The sequence below is a fragment of the Limnobacter sp. genome (assembly GCF_043511195.1).
In the GTDB taxonomy this organism is placed as follows: Bacteria; Pseudomonadota; Gammaproteobacteria; order Burkholderiales; family Burkholderiaceae_B; genus Limnobacter.
In genome coordinates this window covers 53064-68742 of sequence record NZ_CP121330.1, presented here as the reverse complement: position 1 = coordinate 68742, position 15679 = coordinate 53064, and the positions used below count along the sequence as shown (strand labels likewise).

15 protein-coding genes are annotated in these 15679 nt (G+C 52.4%); 10 read left to right on the top strand and 5 right to left on the bottom strand.

Annotated features, from left to right (window positions below; all coding sequences use genetic code 11):
* Nucleotides 1-3: 3 nt before the first annotated feature.
* The gene (egtD, locus tag P0D43_RS00355; RefSeq protein ID WP_394672959.1) at nt 4-975 is read right to left on the bottom strand and encodes an L-histidine N(alpha)-methyltransferase; all 972 of its coding nucleotides are present in this window, start codon (nt 973-975) and stop codon (nt 4-6) included.
* Nucleotides 976-1112: 137 nt separating this feature from the next.
* On the opposite strand from egtD, the gene P0D43_RS00350 reads away from it, so the two are divergent.
* Genes P0D43_RS00350 through phnE form a run of 4 tightly spaced genes read left to right on the top strand, consistent with a single transcriptional unit; the run spans nt 1113 to nt 4474 of the window.
* Complete coding sequence (locus P0D43_RS00350; RefSeq protein ID WP_394672958.1) at nt 1113-1982, top strand: putative selenate ABC transporter substrate-binding protein; 870 nt, start codon at nt 1113-1115, stop codon at nt 1980-1982.
* Nucleotides 1979-2809 (top strand): phosphonate ABC transporter ATP-binding protein, encoded by an 831-nt coding sequence (locus tag P0D43_RS00345; RefSeq protein ID WP_394672957.1) that lies wholly within the window; start codon nt 1979-1981, stop codon nt 2807-2809. Before P0D43_RS00350 ends, P0D43_RS00345 begins: the two co-directional genes overlap by 4 nt.
* 4 nt (nt 2810-2813) lie before the next feature.
* The gene (locus tag P0D43_RS00340; protein ID WP_394672956.1) at nt 2814-3653 is read left to right on the top strand and encodes a PhnE/PtxC family ABC transporter permease; all 840 of its coding nucleotides are present in this window, start codon (nt 2814-2816) and stop codon (nt 3651-3653) included.
* Nucleotides 3650-4474 (top strand): phosphonate ABC transporter, permease protein PhnE, encoded by an 825-nt coding sequence (gene phnE / locus P0D43_RS00335; RefSeq protein ID WP_394672955.1) that lies wholly within the window; start codon nt 3650-3652, stop codon nt 4472-4474. The genes P0D43_RS00340 and phnE overlap by 4 nt, the downstream gene beginning before the upstream one ends.
* A gap of 5 nt (nt 4475-4479) precedes the next feature.
* Here phnE and P0D43_RS00330 read toward each other — a convergent pair whose 3' ends face one another.
* Genes P0D43_RS00330 through P0D43_RS00320 form a run of 3 tightly spaced genes read right to left on the bottom strand, consistent with a single transcriptional unit; the run spans nt 4480 to nt 7289 of the window.
* Nucleotides 4480-5079 carry a YHS domain-containing (seleno)protein gene (locus tag P0D43_RS00330; protein ID WP_394672954.1) on the bottom strand — a complete coding sequence of 200 codons (600 nt, stop codon included), beginning with the start codon at nt 5077-5079 and terminating at the stop codon, nt 4480-4482.
* A 36-nt stretch (nt 5080-5115) separates the two neighbouring features.
* Nucleotides 5116-6465, bottom strand: coding sequence for an acetyl-CoA carboxylase biotin carboxylase subunit family protein (locus P0D43_RS00325; RefSeq protein WP_394672953.1), 1350 nt, complete (start codon nt 6463-6465; stop codon nt 5116-5118).
* 17 nt (nt 6466-6482) lie between these two features.
* Entirely contained in the window at nt 6483-7289 is an 807-nt protein-coding gene (locus P0D43_RS00320; protein ID WP_394672952.1) for a DUF547 domain-containing protein, read from the bottom strand.
* Between the two features lie 107 nt (nt 7290-7396).
* On the opposite strand from P0D43_RS00320, the gene P0D43_RS00315 reads away from it, so the two are divergent.
* On the top strand, nt 7397-7744 hold the full coding sequence (locus tag P0D43_RS00315; RefSeq protein ID WP_159568825.1) for a DMT family protein: 348 nt from the start codon (nt 7397-7399) through the stop codon (nt 7742-7744).
* 14 nt (nt 7745-7758) lie between these two features.
* Here the strand turns inward: P0D43_RS00315 and P0D43_RS00310 are convergent, their stop codons facing one another.
* Complete coding sequence (locus P0D43_RS00310) at nt 7759-8079, bottom strand: hypothetical protein (protein WP_394672951.1); 321 nt, start codon at nt 8077-8079, stop codon at nt 7759-7761.
* Nucleotides 8080-8255: 176 nt separating this feature from the next.
* Here P0D43_RS00310 and P0D43_RS00305 point away from each other — a divergent pair, with 176 nt between their 5' ends.
* The 5 genes from P0D43_RS00305 to P0D43_RS00285 all read left to right on the top strand — a co-directional run bounded on the left by P0D43_RS00305 (nt 8256) and on the right by P0D43_RS00285 (nt 15657).
* On the top strand, nt 8256-9353 hold the full coding sequence (locus P0D43_RS00305; protein ID WP_394672950.1) for a calcium/sodium antiporter: 1098 nt from the start codon (nt 8256-8258) through the stop codon (nt 9351-9353).
* Between the two features lie 115 nt (nt 9354-9468).
* Nucleotides 9469-10455, top strand: a complete 987-nt coding sequence (locus P0D43_RS00300; RefSeq protein ID WP_341237541.1) for a hypothetical protein — start codon at nt 9469-9471, stop codon at nt 10453-10455.
* A complete protein-coding gene (locus tag P0D43_RS00295; protein WP_394672949.1) occupies nt 10452-11345 on the top strand; it encodes an alpha/beta fold hydrolase in 894 nt (297 codons plus the stop codon). The genes P0D43_RS00300 and P0D43_RS00295 overlap by 4 nt, the downstream gene beginning before the upstream one ends.
* Nucleotides 11346-11368: 23 nt before the next feature.
* Complete coding sequence (locus P0D43_RS00290; protein ID WP_394672948.1) at nt 11369-13978, top strand: glycosyltransferase; 2610 nt, start codon at nt 11369-11371, stop codon at nt 13976-13978.
* Entirely contained in the window at nt 13975-15657 is a 1683-nt protein-coding gene (locus P0D43_RS00285; protein ID WP_394672947.1) for a sulfatase-like hydrolase/transferase, read from the top strand. Before P0D43_RS00290 ends, P0D43_RS00285 begins: the two co-directional genes overlap by 4 nt.
* Nucleotides 15658-15679 lie beyond the last annotated feature (22 nt).

Sequence of the window (15679 nt, the reverse complement as noted above, 5' to 3'; positions counted from 1 at the left end):
CTTTCAAGCCTTTGCCCAAAACACCGCAAATTTTTGTTCCGGGTCGATGTAAGCCTTGCTCTCGGCAAAACCTGCGCGCTTGAGCAAGTCTTCAAACCCGGTCAGTGTCCACTTGTAAGAATTCTCGGTGTGAATGCGTTCACCCTCTACAAAGGCTCGCTCGCCACCTTCCCAGTTCACCGAAACATCCCGAAGTGCTTCCAGGTGCATTTCAATGCGGTTGAGTTCAGTGTTGAACAGGCCAATGTGTTTCCAGTCTTCCAGCTTGAAATTGGTGCCAGCCAGTTTGTTGAAGTGCAGCAACATATTGCGGTTGAAGGCAGCTGTTACGCCCAGGGCATCGTCGTAAGCCGCTTCAAGCACAGCTTTGCTTTTCACCAGGTCAACACCGATCAACAGGCCGCCATCGGCTGCCGCTGCACACACCGTTTTTACCTGTTTCAGAAACAGCAGTGCTTCCTCGGGGGTGAAGTTGCCAATGCTGGATCCCGGGTAAAACATGACCCGGGGTTGTGCAGGGTTCAGAGCCAGGCCAGCTGGCAAATTCAATTCAGTTGAGAAGTCCATGCCCACCCCACTCATTTCCAGATCTGGAAACTGGCGTTGCAGGCATTCCAGTGAGCCTTTCAGGAAGTCCACGGAAATGTCCACCGCGACATAGCGGTCTGGGTGAAATACATTGAACAACCGGGCTGCTTTTTCACAATTGCCTGCACCCAGGTCAATGAACGCAGCGCCTTTGGGCACTTGCTGTGCCATGTCATGCCCGTGGCTGTTGAAAATCAGCGCTTCCGTGCGGGTGGGGTAATACTCAGGTATGCAAGTGATTGCTTCAAACAGTTTGGAGCCCAATTCATCGTAGAGATACTTGGGTGAAGTGTGAGCTTTGCTGGCGCGCAGGCCACTCAGCAATTCTTCCCGGATATGCTCCGCTTGCGCTTGATAGATCTGGATGAACTGTGGTGTGGGTGTCATATTTGGTCGGTGTAATAATGAAATGGGCAGTAATCAAAACCTTGCCTAGAGTCTACCCGGGCATTGTGGCTTATTTTCTACCCTATACTGAAAATCTTACCTGTCGGTAAGGTCTTTTAATTTATCAGGAGTTAGCAATGATCAGCTTTTCACCTTCTCGTACCTTTAAGTGTTTGATGACTTGCGCGATGATCGGCCTGGCCGGATTAGCGCATGCGGAGCAAGTGTTCAGAGTCACAGCCATTCCGGACGAATCCCCCACCGAACTGGCGCGCAAAGCGGCTCCCCTGATGAAGTACCTTTCCGACAAGCTCGGCATGAAAGTCGAGTACACCCCCGTAACGGATTACGCAGCCTCTGTTGAAGCGCTGGCTAACAAACAAGTGGACATGGCCTGGTTTGGCGGATTCACGTTTGTTCAGGCCAATGTTCGCTCCAATGGCCAGGTAATCCCCTTGATCCAACGTGCGGAAGATGAAAAATTCAAATCCGTTTTCATCACCAGCAACCCCAATATCAAGTCGTTGGATGATCTGAAAGGAAAAAGTGTTTCCTTTGGTTCAGCATCCAGCACTTCCGGGCACCTCATGCCCCGCAGTTTTTTAAATACTGTAGCGAAAATTGATCCTGACAAGGATTTCAAGCGAGTCTCTTTCTCTGGCGCACATGACGCGACGATTGCAGCCGTAGCGGCAGGTAAAGTGGACGCAGGCGCATTGAACATTTCTGTTTGGGAAAAGTTTGTGGCTGATAAAAAAGTCGACACGGACAAGGTGCGGGTAATTTATACCACCCCGGCTTATTACGACTACAACTGGACTGTACACAGTGGTGTGTCTGCTGAAACACGCAAGAAAATTGTTGATGCGTTTTTAGCGCTTGATCCTTCGACTCCACAGGGCAAAGAAATTCTGGAATTGCAACGCGCTTCAAAATTTGTACCCACCAAAGTTGAAAATTATGCGGGTATTGAAAGTGCAGCACGTGCGGCGGGCTTGTTGAAGTGATAGTTGAACTGCAGCAAATTGCTGGCCGCCATCCGGCGGCCAGCCGCGACACCTCGCCTGCCTTGAAAAACGTCAGTTTTTCAGTTCAGGCGGGTGAACAGGTCGCCATTATTGGTCCCTCAGGGGCAGGCAAAACAACGCTTTTGCACTTGCTTGCCTGCGCGCTTGAGCCTGCAGCAGGAAAGGTGTTGCTCGACAACACCGATCCCTGGGCTTTGGGCAAGCGCGGACTTCGCGACGTACGTCGCAGGCTGTTTTTGGCACCTCAGGTACCGCCTTTGCCGCCACGCCAACGGGTGGTGACTTCTGTGCTGGCTGGTAAATTGCCGCACATGGGTTTTTGGACTAGCTTGAGAAGCCTGTTTTATCCGGTGGATACTGGTGCAGCGCATGATGCCCTTGCACGCTTCGATCTGGCTGAAAAACTGTTTGAGCGGGTAGACAGGTTGTCAGGTGGAGAACGTCAGCGGGTGGGTTTGGCACGGGGACTCGTTTCCGGCGCTAATTTGTTCCTGGTGGACGAACCTCTGTCGGCTTTGGATCCGGCACGTGCCGAGCAAGCGATGCAAACTTTGGCGCAGGCTGCTAGAGAGCAGGGCGCCACCCTGATTTCTACCCTTCACCAGGTGGAAATGGCCTTGAAGCATTTTCCGCGCGTCATTGGCCTGCGTGACGGTGAGCTGGCATTTGATTTGCCCTCTGCCGAAGTTACTGAACAGCGTCTCATTGATTTGTATGCACAGCATTTGGATGAATTAACGGGTCCTGCACCCGAACGCCCGCCCAGCCAGACGAAACCAGCGCCTGTGGCGATGAATTGCAGGTAATTTCATGAATCTCTCGCCTGTATCCAAGAACCCGGCATTGCGCGACCCCGCCTGGAGTATGCGTGTGTTCTGGTGTTTGGCCGCACTGGTCATTGTGTGGCCCATGTTTGAACTGACAGAATTCAGACCCTGGATTTTGTTGGAAGAGGAAAATTTTCGGCCTACCTTGAATTTTCTGGGTGACATGATTCCGCCCAAGACGGATCCGGAATTTCTAACTATGGTTGTCAAGGAGGCTTGGCGCACTGTCGCAATTGCAACAGCAGGCCTGGCACTGGCCTGGTTGTTGGCAGTGCCTATCGCATTGTTGTCAGTTCGTGTTATTTCCATATCGGCCATTTCCGGAAGAATGGCCGCTTTGCCCGCAGTGTGTCGCCAATTGGTACGCTGGGCTGCGATCGTCTTGCGTAGCGTGCCCGAATTAATCTGGGCTTTGGTTTTTGTTCGTGTGGTTGGTTTGGGCCCCACTTCTGGCGTTCTTGCAATAGCGCTTACCTACGGGGGTATGTTGGGCAAGGTGTACGCCGATATTCTGGAATCGGGCGATCCCCATGTGACCCAGAATTTATTGCGCAATGGCAGCGGGCGGTTGCAGGCTTTTTTCTACGGCGCATTGCCGCAGAACGCCGCAGAGCTGGCGAGCTACACCGTATACCGGTGGGAATGTGCCATTCGATCCTCTGCGGTGTTGGGTTTTGTAGGTGCAGGTGGTCTGGGTCAACAGTTGGACTCATCCATGAAAATGTTTGCTGGTGGTGAAGTGGGGACCATGTTGCTGGTCTTTGTTTTTCTGGTGTGGTTGGCCGACAGGGTCAGTAGTTGGCTACGGAGTGTGTTGGCATGAATACACGCCTGAATAATTCTGCTCCTAAATTACCCGAGCCCATGTTCAATGCCCGATGCAAGTCCTGCTGGATGGTCTTTGGTTTGATCGTGCTCATATTCCTGAGTTTTTGGAGCCTTGATTTGCAATGGTCTCGTTTCGCGTCCATGGACGCGATGGCGAGAATGGGCAAATTCATCGGGGAGTTACTGAGTCCGAATTTCGAGTCCGAATTCCTCGCCAAGGTTGCCTGGGCGACTGTGGAGACTCTGGCCATGTCAGCCTTGGGTACTTTGCTCGCTGCTGTTTTTGGTTTGCTCTGGGCCTTGCCTGCCAGCAAAACCTATGTGGAAGACCCTGCGCGCTGGCGCACATTAAGTCGCGGCGTGTTAAATGTGCTGCGTAGTATTCCTGAATTGGTGTGGGCTGCGCTGTTATTGATTGCGGTGGGACTGGGTCCCTTCGCTGGCACATTTGCATTGGCGCTGCACACTACCGGTGTATTGGGACGCCTGTTTGCCGAAAGTATTGAAAATGCAACCGATGAGCCTGCTTTTGCCTTGCGCACTCGGGGTGTTGGCTCAGTGGCTGTGTTTTGGTACGCCACGTTTCCGCAGGTACTTCCGCAGTTAATCAGCTACACCCTGTATCGCTGGGAAAACAATATTCGCGCCGCTGCCGTGTTGGGTGTGGTTGGTGCTGGTGGTCTGGGCCAAATGTTGTCCTACCACATGGGTCTGTTTCAAATGGCCGAAACCAGCACTGTGTTGCTGTCAATGATGATTCTGGTGGCTTTGGTCGATGTGCTCAGTTACATCAGCCGAACCCGGCTGATGAACTGAGACAATTAGCTGCCCAGTTTTCCAGCGGCCTGAACTTCGGCCGCCTGTTCTTCCCCGGTTTTATAGTGGGGTACCCGGATCACCAAGCGCTTTGCGCGTTGAATAAAACTGTTGTTGCCGTTGACTTCCTGGGCCCAGTAATCGTCGGCCAAAGCGATGTTCTTATCAAGCTCAAGTTCGAAGGCGGCTTGTGAAACGAATCCGCCGAAAATGTAGGTTTTTCCGTCGACCACTTTGAAGTCGGCTGCATTGCCGCCCCATGGGATGCCGAACATAATCCCGTTGGCGCAATAGCCGCCGTACTGGGGAATGTATTTGGTGGGTTCTGCGTCAAACAAGGCTTTGTGGTCAGCGCTTGAGAAATGAAAATCCACTTCCTGGTAAGTGCTGCTGAACTCGGGCTTGCCCTGGACATAAGCGTTTTGAGTGATGTATGCCACCACGTCGGCACCAAACAGCATGACGCGGTCATCTCCGGCCACTTCAGCTGCATTCACCGGGCTCAATTTGGTAGAGGGGTTTTGCGCCGTCATTGCGGAACAACCGCCTAGGCCCAACAACAAACTGCCCGTAATTAAAAGTTTGTGTGTGCGTGTCAAAGTCAAAATACTTCTCCTGTTTGTTTGAATCGATTTGGTGTTTTAACTGACTGGTTTGCCTGCAAACAGTTCCGTCGGCAATTTGTCTGCATCAATGACTTGTTCCCGCAAATCTTCAAGATATGGTGCAGGCCAACCCAGCAGGGCGCTGGCCTGCTCGCAGCGCTGGCGCAAGTCGCGCGGGTTTTCTCCACCCAGGTGGACAATGCCGTAACGGTAGCTGCGCAGCCATTTGAAGTCGCGGTGCAGTTCTTTGGTGTCTTTGGGGTACTCAAACAGCAAGGCATCGGGAAATGCTTTGCGGAAGGCCGCTTTTTGCACAAAACCTGGAAATGGTACAGCGGCTTTCGGATTGAAGGAGCGGTAAACAAAGCTGGCTGTAGCGCCGGCTGTGGGCACCGCTCGGGCCAGTGTTGCAGGGTCGATGCCGTGTGCCAGCGCAAATGCAATCTCGTGCAGGTCGATGCCGTCGACACGCAAATACAAATCCGAGAATTGCGAAGCCATGCGGGGGTTGAACTCGATCACCGTGATTTTGTCGGTGGCCTCGTCATGGAAAAATTCCATGTTGAACAATCCGTGATCAAAGCCCACAGCATTCAGAAAACGTCGTGCCACGTCGGCTGCCCGCGCCTGCACGTCTGCCTGCAACCTGCTGGGGTATTCAAAACGCATGAAGGCGTCGGTGTTCGGGTACATCACCTCGTCAACCACACCAAGCGGGCGAACATCACCCTGCCAGACATAGCCATCCAGGTTGTATTGTCGACCGCGCATGGGGGCTTCAAGCATCATGCTGTGCGCGGTTCCGGCTTCTGGCAGTCGCTTTTTTGCAATACGTTCGAAGGGCTCCACCAAATGCTTGATCACCCACAGCTCCCAGGGGCCAAAGCGGGTGTGGGCGTGCAGTTCCTCGGCATTCTTGACCTGCCGCGACAGCACCGAGAACGCGGCTTTTACCGGTTTTACAAATTGCGGATAGTCAATGCCCTGGGGCACAGGCCCGCCATATGCCGCGTCAAGCCTGGCAAATGGCAAGTTGGCCTCGGGGGCTACTTGCTGCAACACCTTGCGGGCGTATAACTTGTGTTGACAGGCCAGAATGGCGTTCACAGGTGTGCCCGGCCACCCCATTTTCTCGGCAAGTAAGGCTGCACAAAGCGCGCCAAACTGCTCATGGTTCGAGGCCACTGCCTTGGCACCGTGTAATTTGGCGAACACGGCCGCTTTGGCTACAAATCGTTCGGTGTCAAACCAGGCCAAGCGCGCATTACTCGGGAAACTGAATAAATCGAAACCAGATACCACGCTGGGCCACTGGGTTCGAAGCCGGTTTGCACCTTGCTCATCCCAGTCGTAGTTGAACAGCAGCAGTGTTTTTGGATGAGGCATGTGAATAGCAAGTAAGGTTAGCGTTTGATGTCGTTAAGCGACCAGTCGTACTCTGTATTCGCAACAGGAAGTGATTTGGATGCGAGTTTATCCACTATTTCCGGGTCCGCTGACATCTCTTTGGCCCATTTTGCAAATACATCCTTCACTTCATTGAACCCCTGATGGCCCTTTTCGAAGTCTTCGGCGAACCACTTGAAAATAGGGCTGATCTGAAGTTCGCCGTTCTTCACCCGGTTGCGGCTTGGATCACCCAAAAAGCGGCGCATGCCGTCGTCAAGTTGTGCATTCAGTTTGGCGGCTGTAAACGCTTCGTTGCGCAAAGCGGGGCAGCCCAGGCTGGCGCAGTTTACCGCAGCATGCACCCTGGGTTCCTTGTATTTGGGGCGCAGTTGTTCGTGTTCAATCCAGTCCAGGTGGCGCTTTTGACCCAGCAGCGTAAAAAACTCCTGTTTCCATGGGCTGCTGAATACGCCGCCAATGTCTTTGATGGATTTGATTTTGGGGTATTTGGTCAAAATCAGCTCAATGGTAAAACCGTTGTAGGCATTGATTAAAAAAGCCATTTGCTGGTTTTTCGAAAAGCTGTTGAACTCGGTTTGGCCAACGGCAGACCAGTCGTTTAATAGCGCTTTCAAGGCCTGCCGGTCTTTCTGAAATCCTGCGTAATCAACGGCAGTTTGCTTGTTGTCGGGTAGCCATTTCACATGTTTGGCCAGCAGGTTGTTCCAGGCTGAGTAGTTGTGGTCAAACTCGGCGGCAAAGCTGGTGCTGCTCAGTGACAAGGCAAAAGTCAGTAACAATGTTTTAACAAATTTAAGCATGGCGAATCAATGGCACCGTTATTTGGAATTGAGTGTGTTTAGCGTATTCGCTCGGTACGGCAATTTGGTTACACTACCGCAGATTCGTCAATTCATTTGGAGTTGCCATGCCCGCTGTGCCGGTCACCATTGCCATGTTGTTGATCAGCAATATTTTCATGACGTTTGCGTGGTATGCCCATTTGAAAGACATGAGCCAGAAACCATGGATTATTGCGGCACTGGTGAGTTGGGGAATTGCCTTGTTTGAATACCTGTTTCAGGTGCCTGCCAACCGGATCGGATACACCGTGTTGTCGGTGGGGCAACTGAAAGTGATGCAGGAAATTATCACCTTGACTGTGTTTGTGCCTTTTGCTGTGTTCTACATGAAAGAACCGTTGAAGCTGGATTACCTGTGGGCCGGTTTCTGCCTGGTGGGCGCGGCCTATTTTATTTTCCGTGACAAGCTGTAAAACCTGCCTGTTATTCAGAGTACTTTTTGATCAAACTGCGCCATGAAATGTTCAATCGCCTCGGTAAATCGGTGGCCTTGGCCCCCTTTTTCCGCGGCCTGAATGCGGCCTGCAGATTGTTGTTCCAGTTGACCTGGCAGGTCCTCCTCAGTGGATTGAACAATGACAGGGGTGTGTTCGCAATAATCGAGCAGGAATCGGGCGGTGTTTTCTGCTTTGGAGTCACTCACATTCAGGTCGGAAATCAACAACTGGCAACCGCCGTGCGAGGCTTTTAGCTGCGACAGGCTTCTGAAGTATTTCACCTCGACCCGGTCTGCGAGTAGACGTGTCAAATGCGTTTCCAAAAGAAAACGATGCATTTCAAAGTCTTCGAGGCAGAAAATTACAGGTTTCATGCGTTCATAGAATTCAGGCGGTAACATCTGTATCGTACGAGAAATGGTTCCGGGTTGAGAAATCGAGCGAATTCTCATCCCTCACAATGGGGTTGTTGCGCAGGGGAAGTTGAATGCTTGTCGATGTATTTTTATTTGTGGCCGGTTTGGTTCTGTTGGTGCTTGGTGCCAATGTGCTTGTGCGCGGCGCTTCGAATTTGGCTTTCTGGTTTGGTATCTCACCCTTGGTGGTGGGGTTGACTGTTGTGGCCTTTGGTACAAGCGCGCCTGAAATTGCTGTTTCAGTTGGTGCTGTCATCGCAGGTACTACAGACATCGCCATCGGAAACGTGGTGGGCAGCAATATTTTCAATGTGCTTTTCATTTTGGGCTTAAGCGCCCTGATTACCCCTTTGGTGGTTAATCTTCAATTGATCCGCCAAGAGGTGCCCATCATGATTGGTGCCTCTGTGCTTTTGCTTTTGTTAAGTCTGGACGGGCAACTGTCTTGGAGTGATGGCGGTATTCTCGCCGTGCTCATGGTGGCTTACACCGCGTTTCTCATTATTCAGTCGCGAACTCAGGTCAAAGAAGCCCAGGCAGAATTTGAAGAAGAATTACACCCGGCTGATCAAGGCAGTTGGGATTCCAGATTGCCCGTGCAGTTGGGACTGATTGCGTTGGGTCTGGTGTTGCTGGTGTTGGGTTCGGAGTGGTTGGTGGGTTCCGCTGTTGTGTTTGCGAAGGCCATGGGGGTTAGTGATGTGGTGATTGCGCTGACCATTGTGTCTGCCGGTACCTCCATGCCCGAGGTCGCCACCTCAATTGCAGCAGCGCTTAAAGGCGAGCGCGACATTGCAGTGGGCAATGTGGTCGGCAGTTGCACATTCAATATTTTTGCGTGCTTGGGTATTTCAAGCTTGGTGGCAGCCCCGCTAGGCTTGCAAGTTGCGCCTTCGCTGTTGGCGTTTGATATGTGGGTGATGTTGGCTGTGGCCTTTGCCTGTTTGCCAATTTTCCTCACAGGCAGGGAAATTGCACGTTGGGAAGGCGGTGTGTTTATGGCCTACTACACTGCTTACGTGGTGTATCTGATTCTCGATGCGCAGGGGCATGATGCGCTCGACTTTTATTCCAACACTATGTTGAGTTTTGTGGTGCCCATTACTGTGATCACCCTGGTGGTCAGCGTGTTACGCAGAAAAAGTGGGGAGGGCAATTCAATCACTTGAATTCGATGTGTTTAGCAGCATTGATCACTGGATTCAGGGACTTACGCCCCCTTGTTTAAAGGCGTAAATTGGTATCGTGTATTGACCTGCAGTACAGCTTGATCAGGAGAAGGCTTTGAAAATAGGCCCCGCCGTTGTTGCAGTTGGTTTGTGCGTGTTTACTTTGGGCAATGTGGCCCACGCTGCGAACACTGAGAGTGATTTGCCTGTTTGGCTTCAAGAACGTTTTGAGCCAGTGCATTACGACTTGACTGAAATGGTTGATGACACGGCACGCGGCATCGACCAGTTTTTTGGTACGGAAGACAGCCTGTTTGTAGAAAACCAATCTTTTCTTCGCGTTGCGCTGGACACCCGGCTTCAGCCCGGGGAGTCCAAGATCGATCCCAGCGTTCGTTTCCGGGTGGACTTGCCCACGACCAAAAAGCGATTGCGCCTGATTATTGAAAGTGACATTGAAGAGCCCCTGAGCCGACTTTCGGAGCAGGGCGTCCGCGAGGTGCGCGGTGGCGAACGATTCAGCACCAACAATTCCGCCGTTGGCCTGGAGCAGCGTTCTTCAAAGGACCCAACCAAAGCATGGGTTCAAGGCTTGGGTTTGGGTGTGAAATTTGGTACACCACTTGACCCTTATGTGCGTTATTCCGCCCTGCGGCAGTGGAATTTCAGCGAGAGCAAATGGCAAATCAATTCTTCAAGCCGGGTGACCCAGTTCAATCAGCGCGGCTTGCAGGTGCGAACAAATTTTGATGTCAACAAGCCGCTCGACGAGAAAAACACCTTACGCTTTCAGACCTATGCCGAGTACGAGGAAAGGCGTGATTCCACCGTGTTTTCTCAAACCGCAGAAATTAACAAGGTGCTGGATTCACGCACTGCCTTGCGTTACGCCCTGATTGTTGTGGGTGAAGACCGTGGCGAGAACACGATTAAGGATTATATTTTGCAGGCTCACTACCGCCGAGATATTCACAAGAATGTTTTGTTCATGGACATCATTCCGGAAATTCATTTTCCAACCGAAGGCAATCGCGATCCCTATGTGGCCTTGACCTTCCGTCTGGAGGCATTCTTCCGGGGCAACTTCAGCCGCTCCCTATGACCCGTTCGGTTCTACAATTGCAGCGAGACAACTTGCTGCTCAGCGCTTTGGTTGACGGTCCTGAACAGGGCGCTGTTGCCATACTGGTACATGGTTTTCCTGATACACCACACAGCTGGAACGGCGTGGCCGAAGGGTTGGTGCAGGCAGGCTACCAAGTGGTGCGACCCTGGCTTCGCGGGTACACGCCGGGCTCGGTAAATCCTGATGCGGCTTACGATCCGTTCAATGCCGGGCTGGACCTGTTGGCGTGGCGTGCAAAATTTGAAGGCCGTGATGTTCACCTGGTCGGGCACGATTGGGGTGCTGTGGCCGCAATGGCCGCCGCTGCCACCGATGCGCAGGCCTGGAAATCACTGAGCCTGTTGGCCATACCACCGTTTCAAAAAGTGGAGCGAGCCTGGCGTTTAATGCCCCGGCAACTCAGGCAATCGGCTTACATGCTTGAAATGCAATCGAGCAATGCGCCAGCCAAATTGTTGGTCAACCAGTTTGGTCGAATTCGCGCACTGTGGAACAGTTGGTCACCGGGATGGAAGTATTCAGAAGCCGAGATTCAAGCGGTATTTGACGCATTTTCGAATTCAGGCGTGGCTTGGGCTGCAACAAGGTACTACCGTTCCTTGTTCACCTTGCATCGCGCTGCGACCCGTTCAATTTACGCCTTGTCCAGAAAGCCGCTCGCTGTGCCAACCCTGGTCATGGCCGGTGAAAACGATGGTTGCATGCAAGCGGCATTGCTGCCTGCCATGGTAGAGCCCCAATGTTTTCCGAAAGGCGTTCGAACGTGTACCCTGTCCGAATGTGGCCATTTTCTTCAGGCCGAGCGGCCCGATGCGGTGTTGAAAGAACTTCTTGCGCATCTTCGTGGTCAAGATAGAATTCATTGAATCGATTTTAAAGCAGTACGCCCATGCCCTCCGTTTTTGCACTGTTTGCCTTTGTGTTGTTGGTTGTCGGAGGTTATGGCTATATCAACCAACCTGAACAGGTACCGCCCTGGAATCAGGTTATCCCAGGCTTCGCATTTTCGCCTTACCAGGCTGGGCAAAGCCCCATCGACAACATCGAACCCAAGGTTGAGGACATTAATCGGGACCTGTCCTTGCTGGCCGGTAAAACGCTTGCCATTCGAACCTACACAGTGGCCGGTATTTTTGGCGAAATTCCTGCACTGGCCAAAACGCACAACATCAATGTCGCCTTGGGTGCATGGTTAAGCCCCGATCTGCAGGCCAATGAAAAAGAACTGGATCGCTTGCTCAGCGTTGCACACAGCCCACCCTACAATGTGGTGCGCCTGATCGCAGGCAACGAGGCCTTGCTTCGTGAGGACCTGAACCTGACTCAAATTATTGCCTCCCTCGACAAGGTACGCATTGCAACAGACATACCGGTGAGCACGGCTGAGCCCTGGCATGTGTGGTTGAAAAACCCGGATCTGGCTGAGCATGTTGATTACCTTGCGGTTCACCTGCTGCCCTTCTGGGAAGGCATTGCGCTGGACAATGCCGTGGACTTTTCAATCAACACCTACCAACGTTTGCAGGAGGCTTTCCCGGGTAAACCGATTGTGGTCACCGAGGTGGGTTGGCCCAGTAACGGACGTTCAATCAAACAGGCGGATGCATCGCAGGCCAACCAGGCCAAATTTCTGCGTCGTTTCATTCCGCGTGCCGAGCAAGAGCACATGGTGTTTTATGTGATGGAGGCGTTTGACCAACCGTGGAAATCTGACATTGAAGGCAGCGTGGGTGGGCACTGGGGGGTGTTCGATTCATTCCGTGAGCCGAAGTTTGAGCCAGACCGCCCGATTATTGCGATACCGCAATGGAAGTTGTTGGCCGCTGCATCGATTGTGGTGGCTTTGATGATGACTTTTCTGCTGCTGATTGACAGCAGAACCCTGCGAGACAGTGGGCGCACATTTTTGATTTTCAATGCCTTCGTTATTTCGTCCTTGATCATTTATGTCATTTACGACTTCACCCTGCAGTACCACACCTGGGTCAGTGTGGCCATTTCCGTGTTTTTGTTGTTGGGTGTGGTGGGCGTTTTTGTCATTGTGATGTCGGAGGCCCATGAGTGGGCTGAGGCCATGTGGTACACCAGTCGACGCAGATTGCTGACCTTGCCCACGCGCACCGATTCACACAGTTCAGTGGTCACCAAGTACCGGCCATTCGTGTCTGTGCATGTGCCGGCTTATGAAGAGCCACCTGAGATGTTGATCGACACCTTGAATGCTTTGGCCAGGTTGGATTACCCGAATTTTGAGGTAATCGTGGTGGACAACAACACGAAAGACGATGATACCTGGCGCCCTGTGCAGGCGCATTGCCAGTTGTTGGGTGAGCGCTTCCGTTTCTTTCACGTAAAACCCTTGAGCGGTTACAAGGCGGGAGCCTTGAATTACGCGCTGGAAAGAACCTGCCCGCATGCAGAAGTGGTGGCGGTGATTGATGCAGACTACAAAGTGCAGCCACACTGGTTAAGCGATTTGGCGCCACAGTTCGAAAAACCCGAGATTGCGATCGTACAGGCGCCGCAAGATTACCGCGACGGTGCAGACAGTGCATTCAAGTCGTTGTGTTATGCGGAGTACAAGGGTTTTTTCCATTTGGGCATGGTCACTCGCAATGAGCGAAATGCCATTATTCAACACGGCACCATGACCATGGTTCGCCGGTCTGTGTTGGAGAAGGTTGGCTGCTGGGGCGTGAGTACCATTACTGAGGACACTGAGCTGGGTTTGCGAATTTTTGAGCAAGGCCACGAGGCAGTGTATATCGACCAAAGTTATGGACACGGCCTGATTCCCGACACATTCACGGATTACAAAAAACAGCGACACCGCTGGGCCTACGGTGCCATGCAAATTTTGCGTGAACACGCAGGCCAGCTTCTGGGTTTTCGGCGCAGCAGTCTGACTGCAGGTCAGCGGTATCACTTTGTGTCAGGTTGGCTGCCCTGGGTGGCAGACGGTCTCAATCTGGTTTTCACGCTGTTGGCGATTGTGTGGTCTGGTTTAATGCTTTTTGACCCATTGACATTCAATGCACCGCCGCTGCTGATCAGTGTTGTGCCAATCATGTTCTTTTTATTCAAAATCACCAAACTGTTCACCTTGTATTTGGTGCAAGTCAAAGCCAGTTTCCGAACAGCCTTTGCAGCCACCCTGGCCGGGCTGTCTTTGAGCTATGCCATTGGGCGGGCCACCTTGTCGGGTTTGTTTGTTGGCCGTAAAATCCCGTTCATTCGCACACCCAAAATGGCCAACCGAATGGCCGTTCTTTATGCCATGAATGCTGCCCGCGATGAATCTGTTTTGGCGTTTGTGTTGTTGTGTGCGGTAGGGGTGATTTATTTTCAATTGGGTTTCGATTCCAAAGAAAACCTGGCCTGGTGCCTGGTTCTGGTGTCCCAGAGTTTGCCCTTCGTAGCGGCGTTCGTCGTTTCCTTACTCAGTGCTGCGCCCACACGGGCCGCGGCGCACAATGAAGTTGGTGTAAAGCAGTCATGAGTTCAACAGATACCGCACTGCGAGGTGGCTTGGGCCTGGGCGTTGGCACAAGCGCGGAAGTTTCAAAATGGCGTTTCAGTGGTCAGGTGTTGCTGGCCCTGGTCTTTTTAAATTCCACGCTTTGTTTTTCAGCCATTTGGCCCACGGTCTATGTATTGCCCGACCTTGGTGTGTCTTCCGAGTTCGTGTGTTTGCTCATGCTGTTGTCGGCATGGGTGGCCGTGTTTGGCAAGCCCACCCTTCGGGCGTTGAGCATTGTTTCGGCAATTTACTTGTTGATGGCGGTGGGGCATTACGCCGATGTCGTGGTGCCCAATTTGTTGGGGCGCCCCGTCAACCTTTACTGGGATGTACCCCAGCTTCCCCGTTTTGTTTGGGTCACTGTTCAAGGTTTGCCTGTGTGGCTTACCGCCTTGGTTGTGCTGTTGACCTGCGCAGTCGTGTGGGCTTATTACCGTTTGTTGGTAATGGCGATGAACACAGTGAGCAAGGCGGTTCAGCCTGTGGCAAAAACCCCGTGGCTGTGGAGTGCGCTGTTGTTGGCTGGCGTCATTGTGATCGCCAATTACTCGGAAAACCCGGACGAACCCACATTTGTTTCCAAAGCAGTGGTGCCCGTGTACTGGAAAGAAGCCTTAAAGCTGCGCGATATTTTGATACCTTCCCGGGCCGCACAACTTTTGCCCGCCAGCACGGTGATTGACGAGGCCTTGGCCAAAACAGATGCACCCGTGTTGGGTGCATTGAACAAACGCGATGTGCACATGATATTTCTTGAAACGTATGGCGCCGTGTTGTATGACCAAAAGGACTCGTCGGCCGCGGTCGCTCAAACCCGTGCACAGCTTGAAAAGTCCATACTGGCCAGTGGCCGCAATGTGGTGTCCGCGTTTTATGTGTCGCCAACTATTGGCGGTGCCAGTGACCTTGCTCATTTGTCGGTGTTGTCTGGTATCGATCTGAAAGATTCGCGCAAGCACGACGTACTTCTGACCACCGAACGCCCAACCTTACTGGACGTGTTCGAACGTGATGGTTATGAAACATTTGGTTTGTACCATTCAGTGGGGTGGGAATGGGTTGAGCGCGCCTTTTACAGCTTTGATCAATACATTGATGGCCCAGCCTTGAACTACGAAGGCCCTGCATTTGGTTTCTGGAAAATTCCTGACCAGTTTGCTGCAGCCCGGGTTGATCAGCTGTACCCGCGCAATGAATCGGCCAAGCCCCGTTTCACTTTCTTTCCGACTATTTCCAGTCATTTCCCGTTTCATCAAGTGCCGCCTTACCAGTCCGACTGGAAAAAATTACTGGGCCCACAACCGTTTGATGCCGCCGAAGCTGCACGCGCGCAAGCCGAGCCCGTGAACTGGGAGTACATGAAGCCGGATTACCTGCGCACGATTAACTACACCAACACGTGGCTGGCGGGTTACTTCAGTCAGCCCGAGCCCAGAGAAACCGTGTATGTCATGATCGGAGATCACCAGCCCACAGGCAGCGTGTCCCGAGAGCCCACGCCCTGGGATGTACCTGTTTTTATCGTGTCGAAAGACAGTCGCTTGCTGGATCGTTTCAGGGCGATGGGTTTCACCAATGGATTGACGCCTCAGAAACGAGTACCCTTGGGGACATTGAATGAGCTGACTGCCGTCTTGCTGAAAGGCTTCGGCAGTTGAATTCGTGAAATGCCTCAACAAG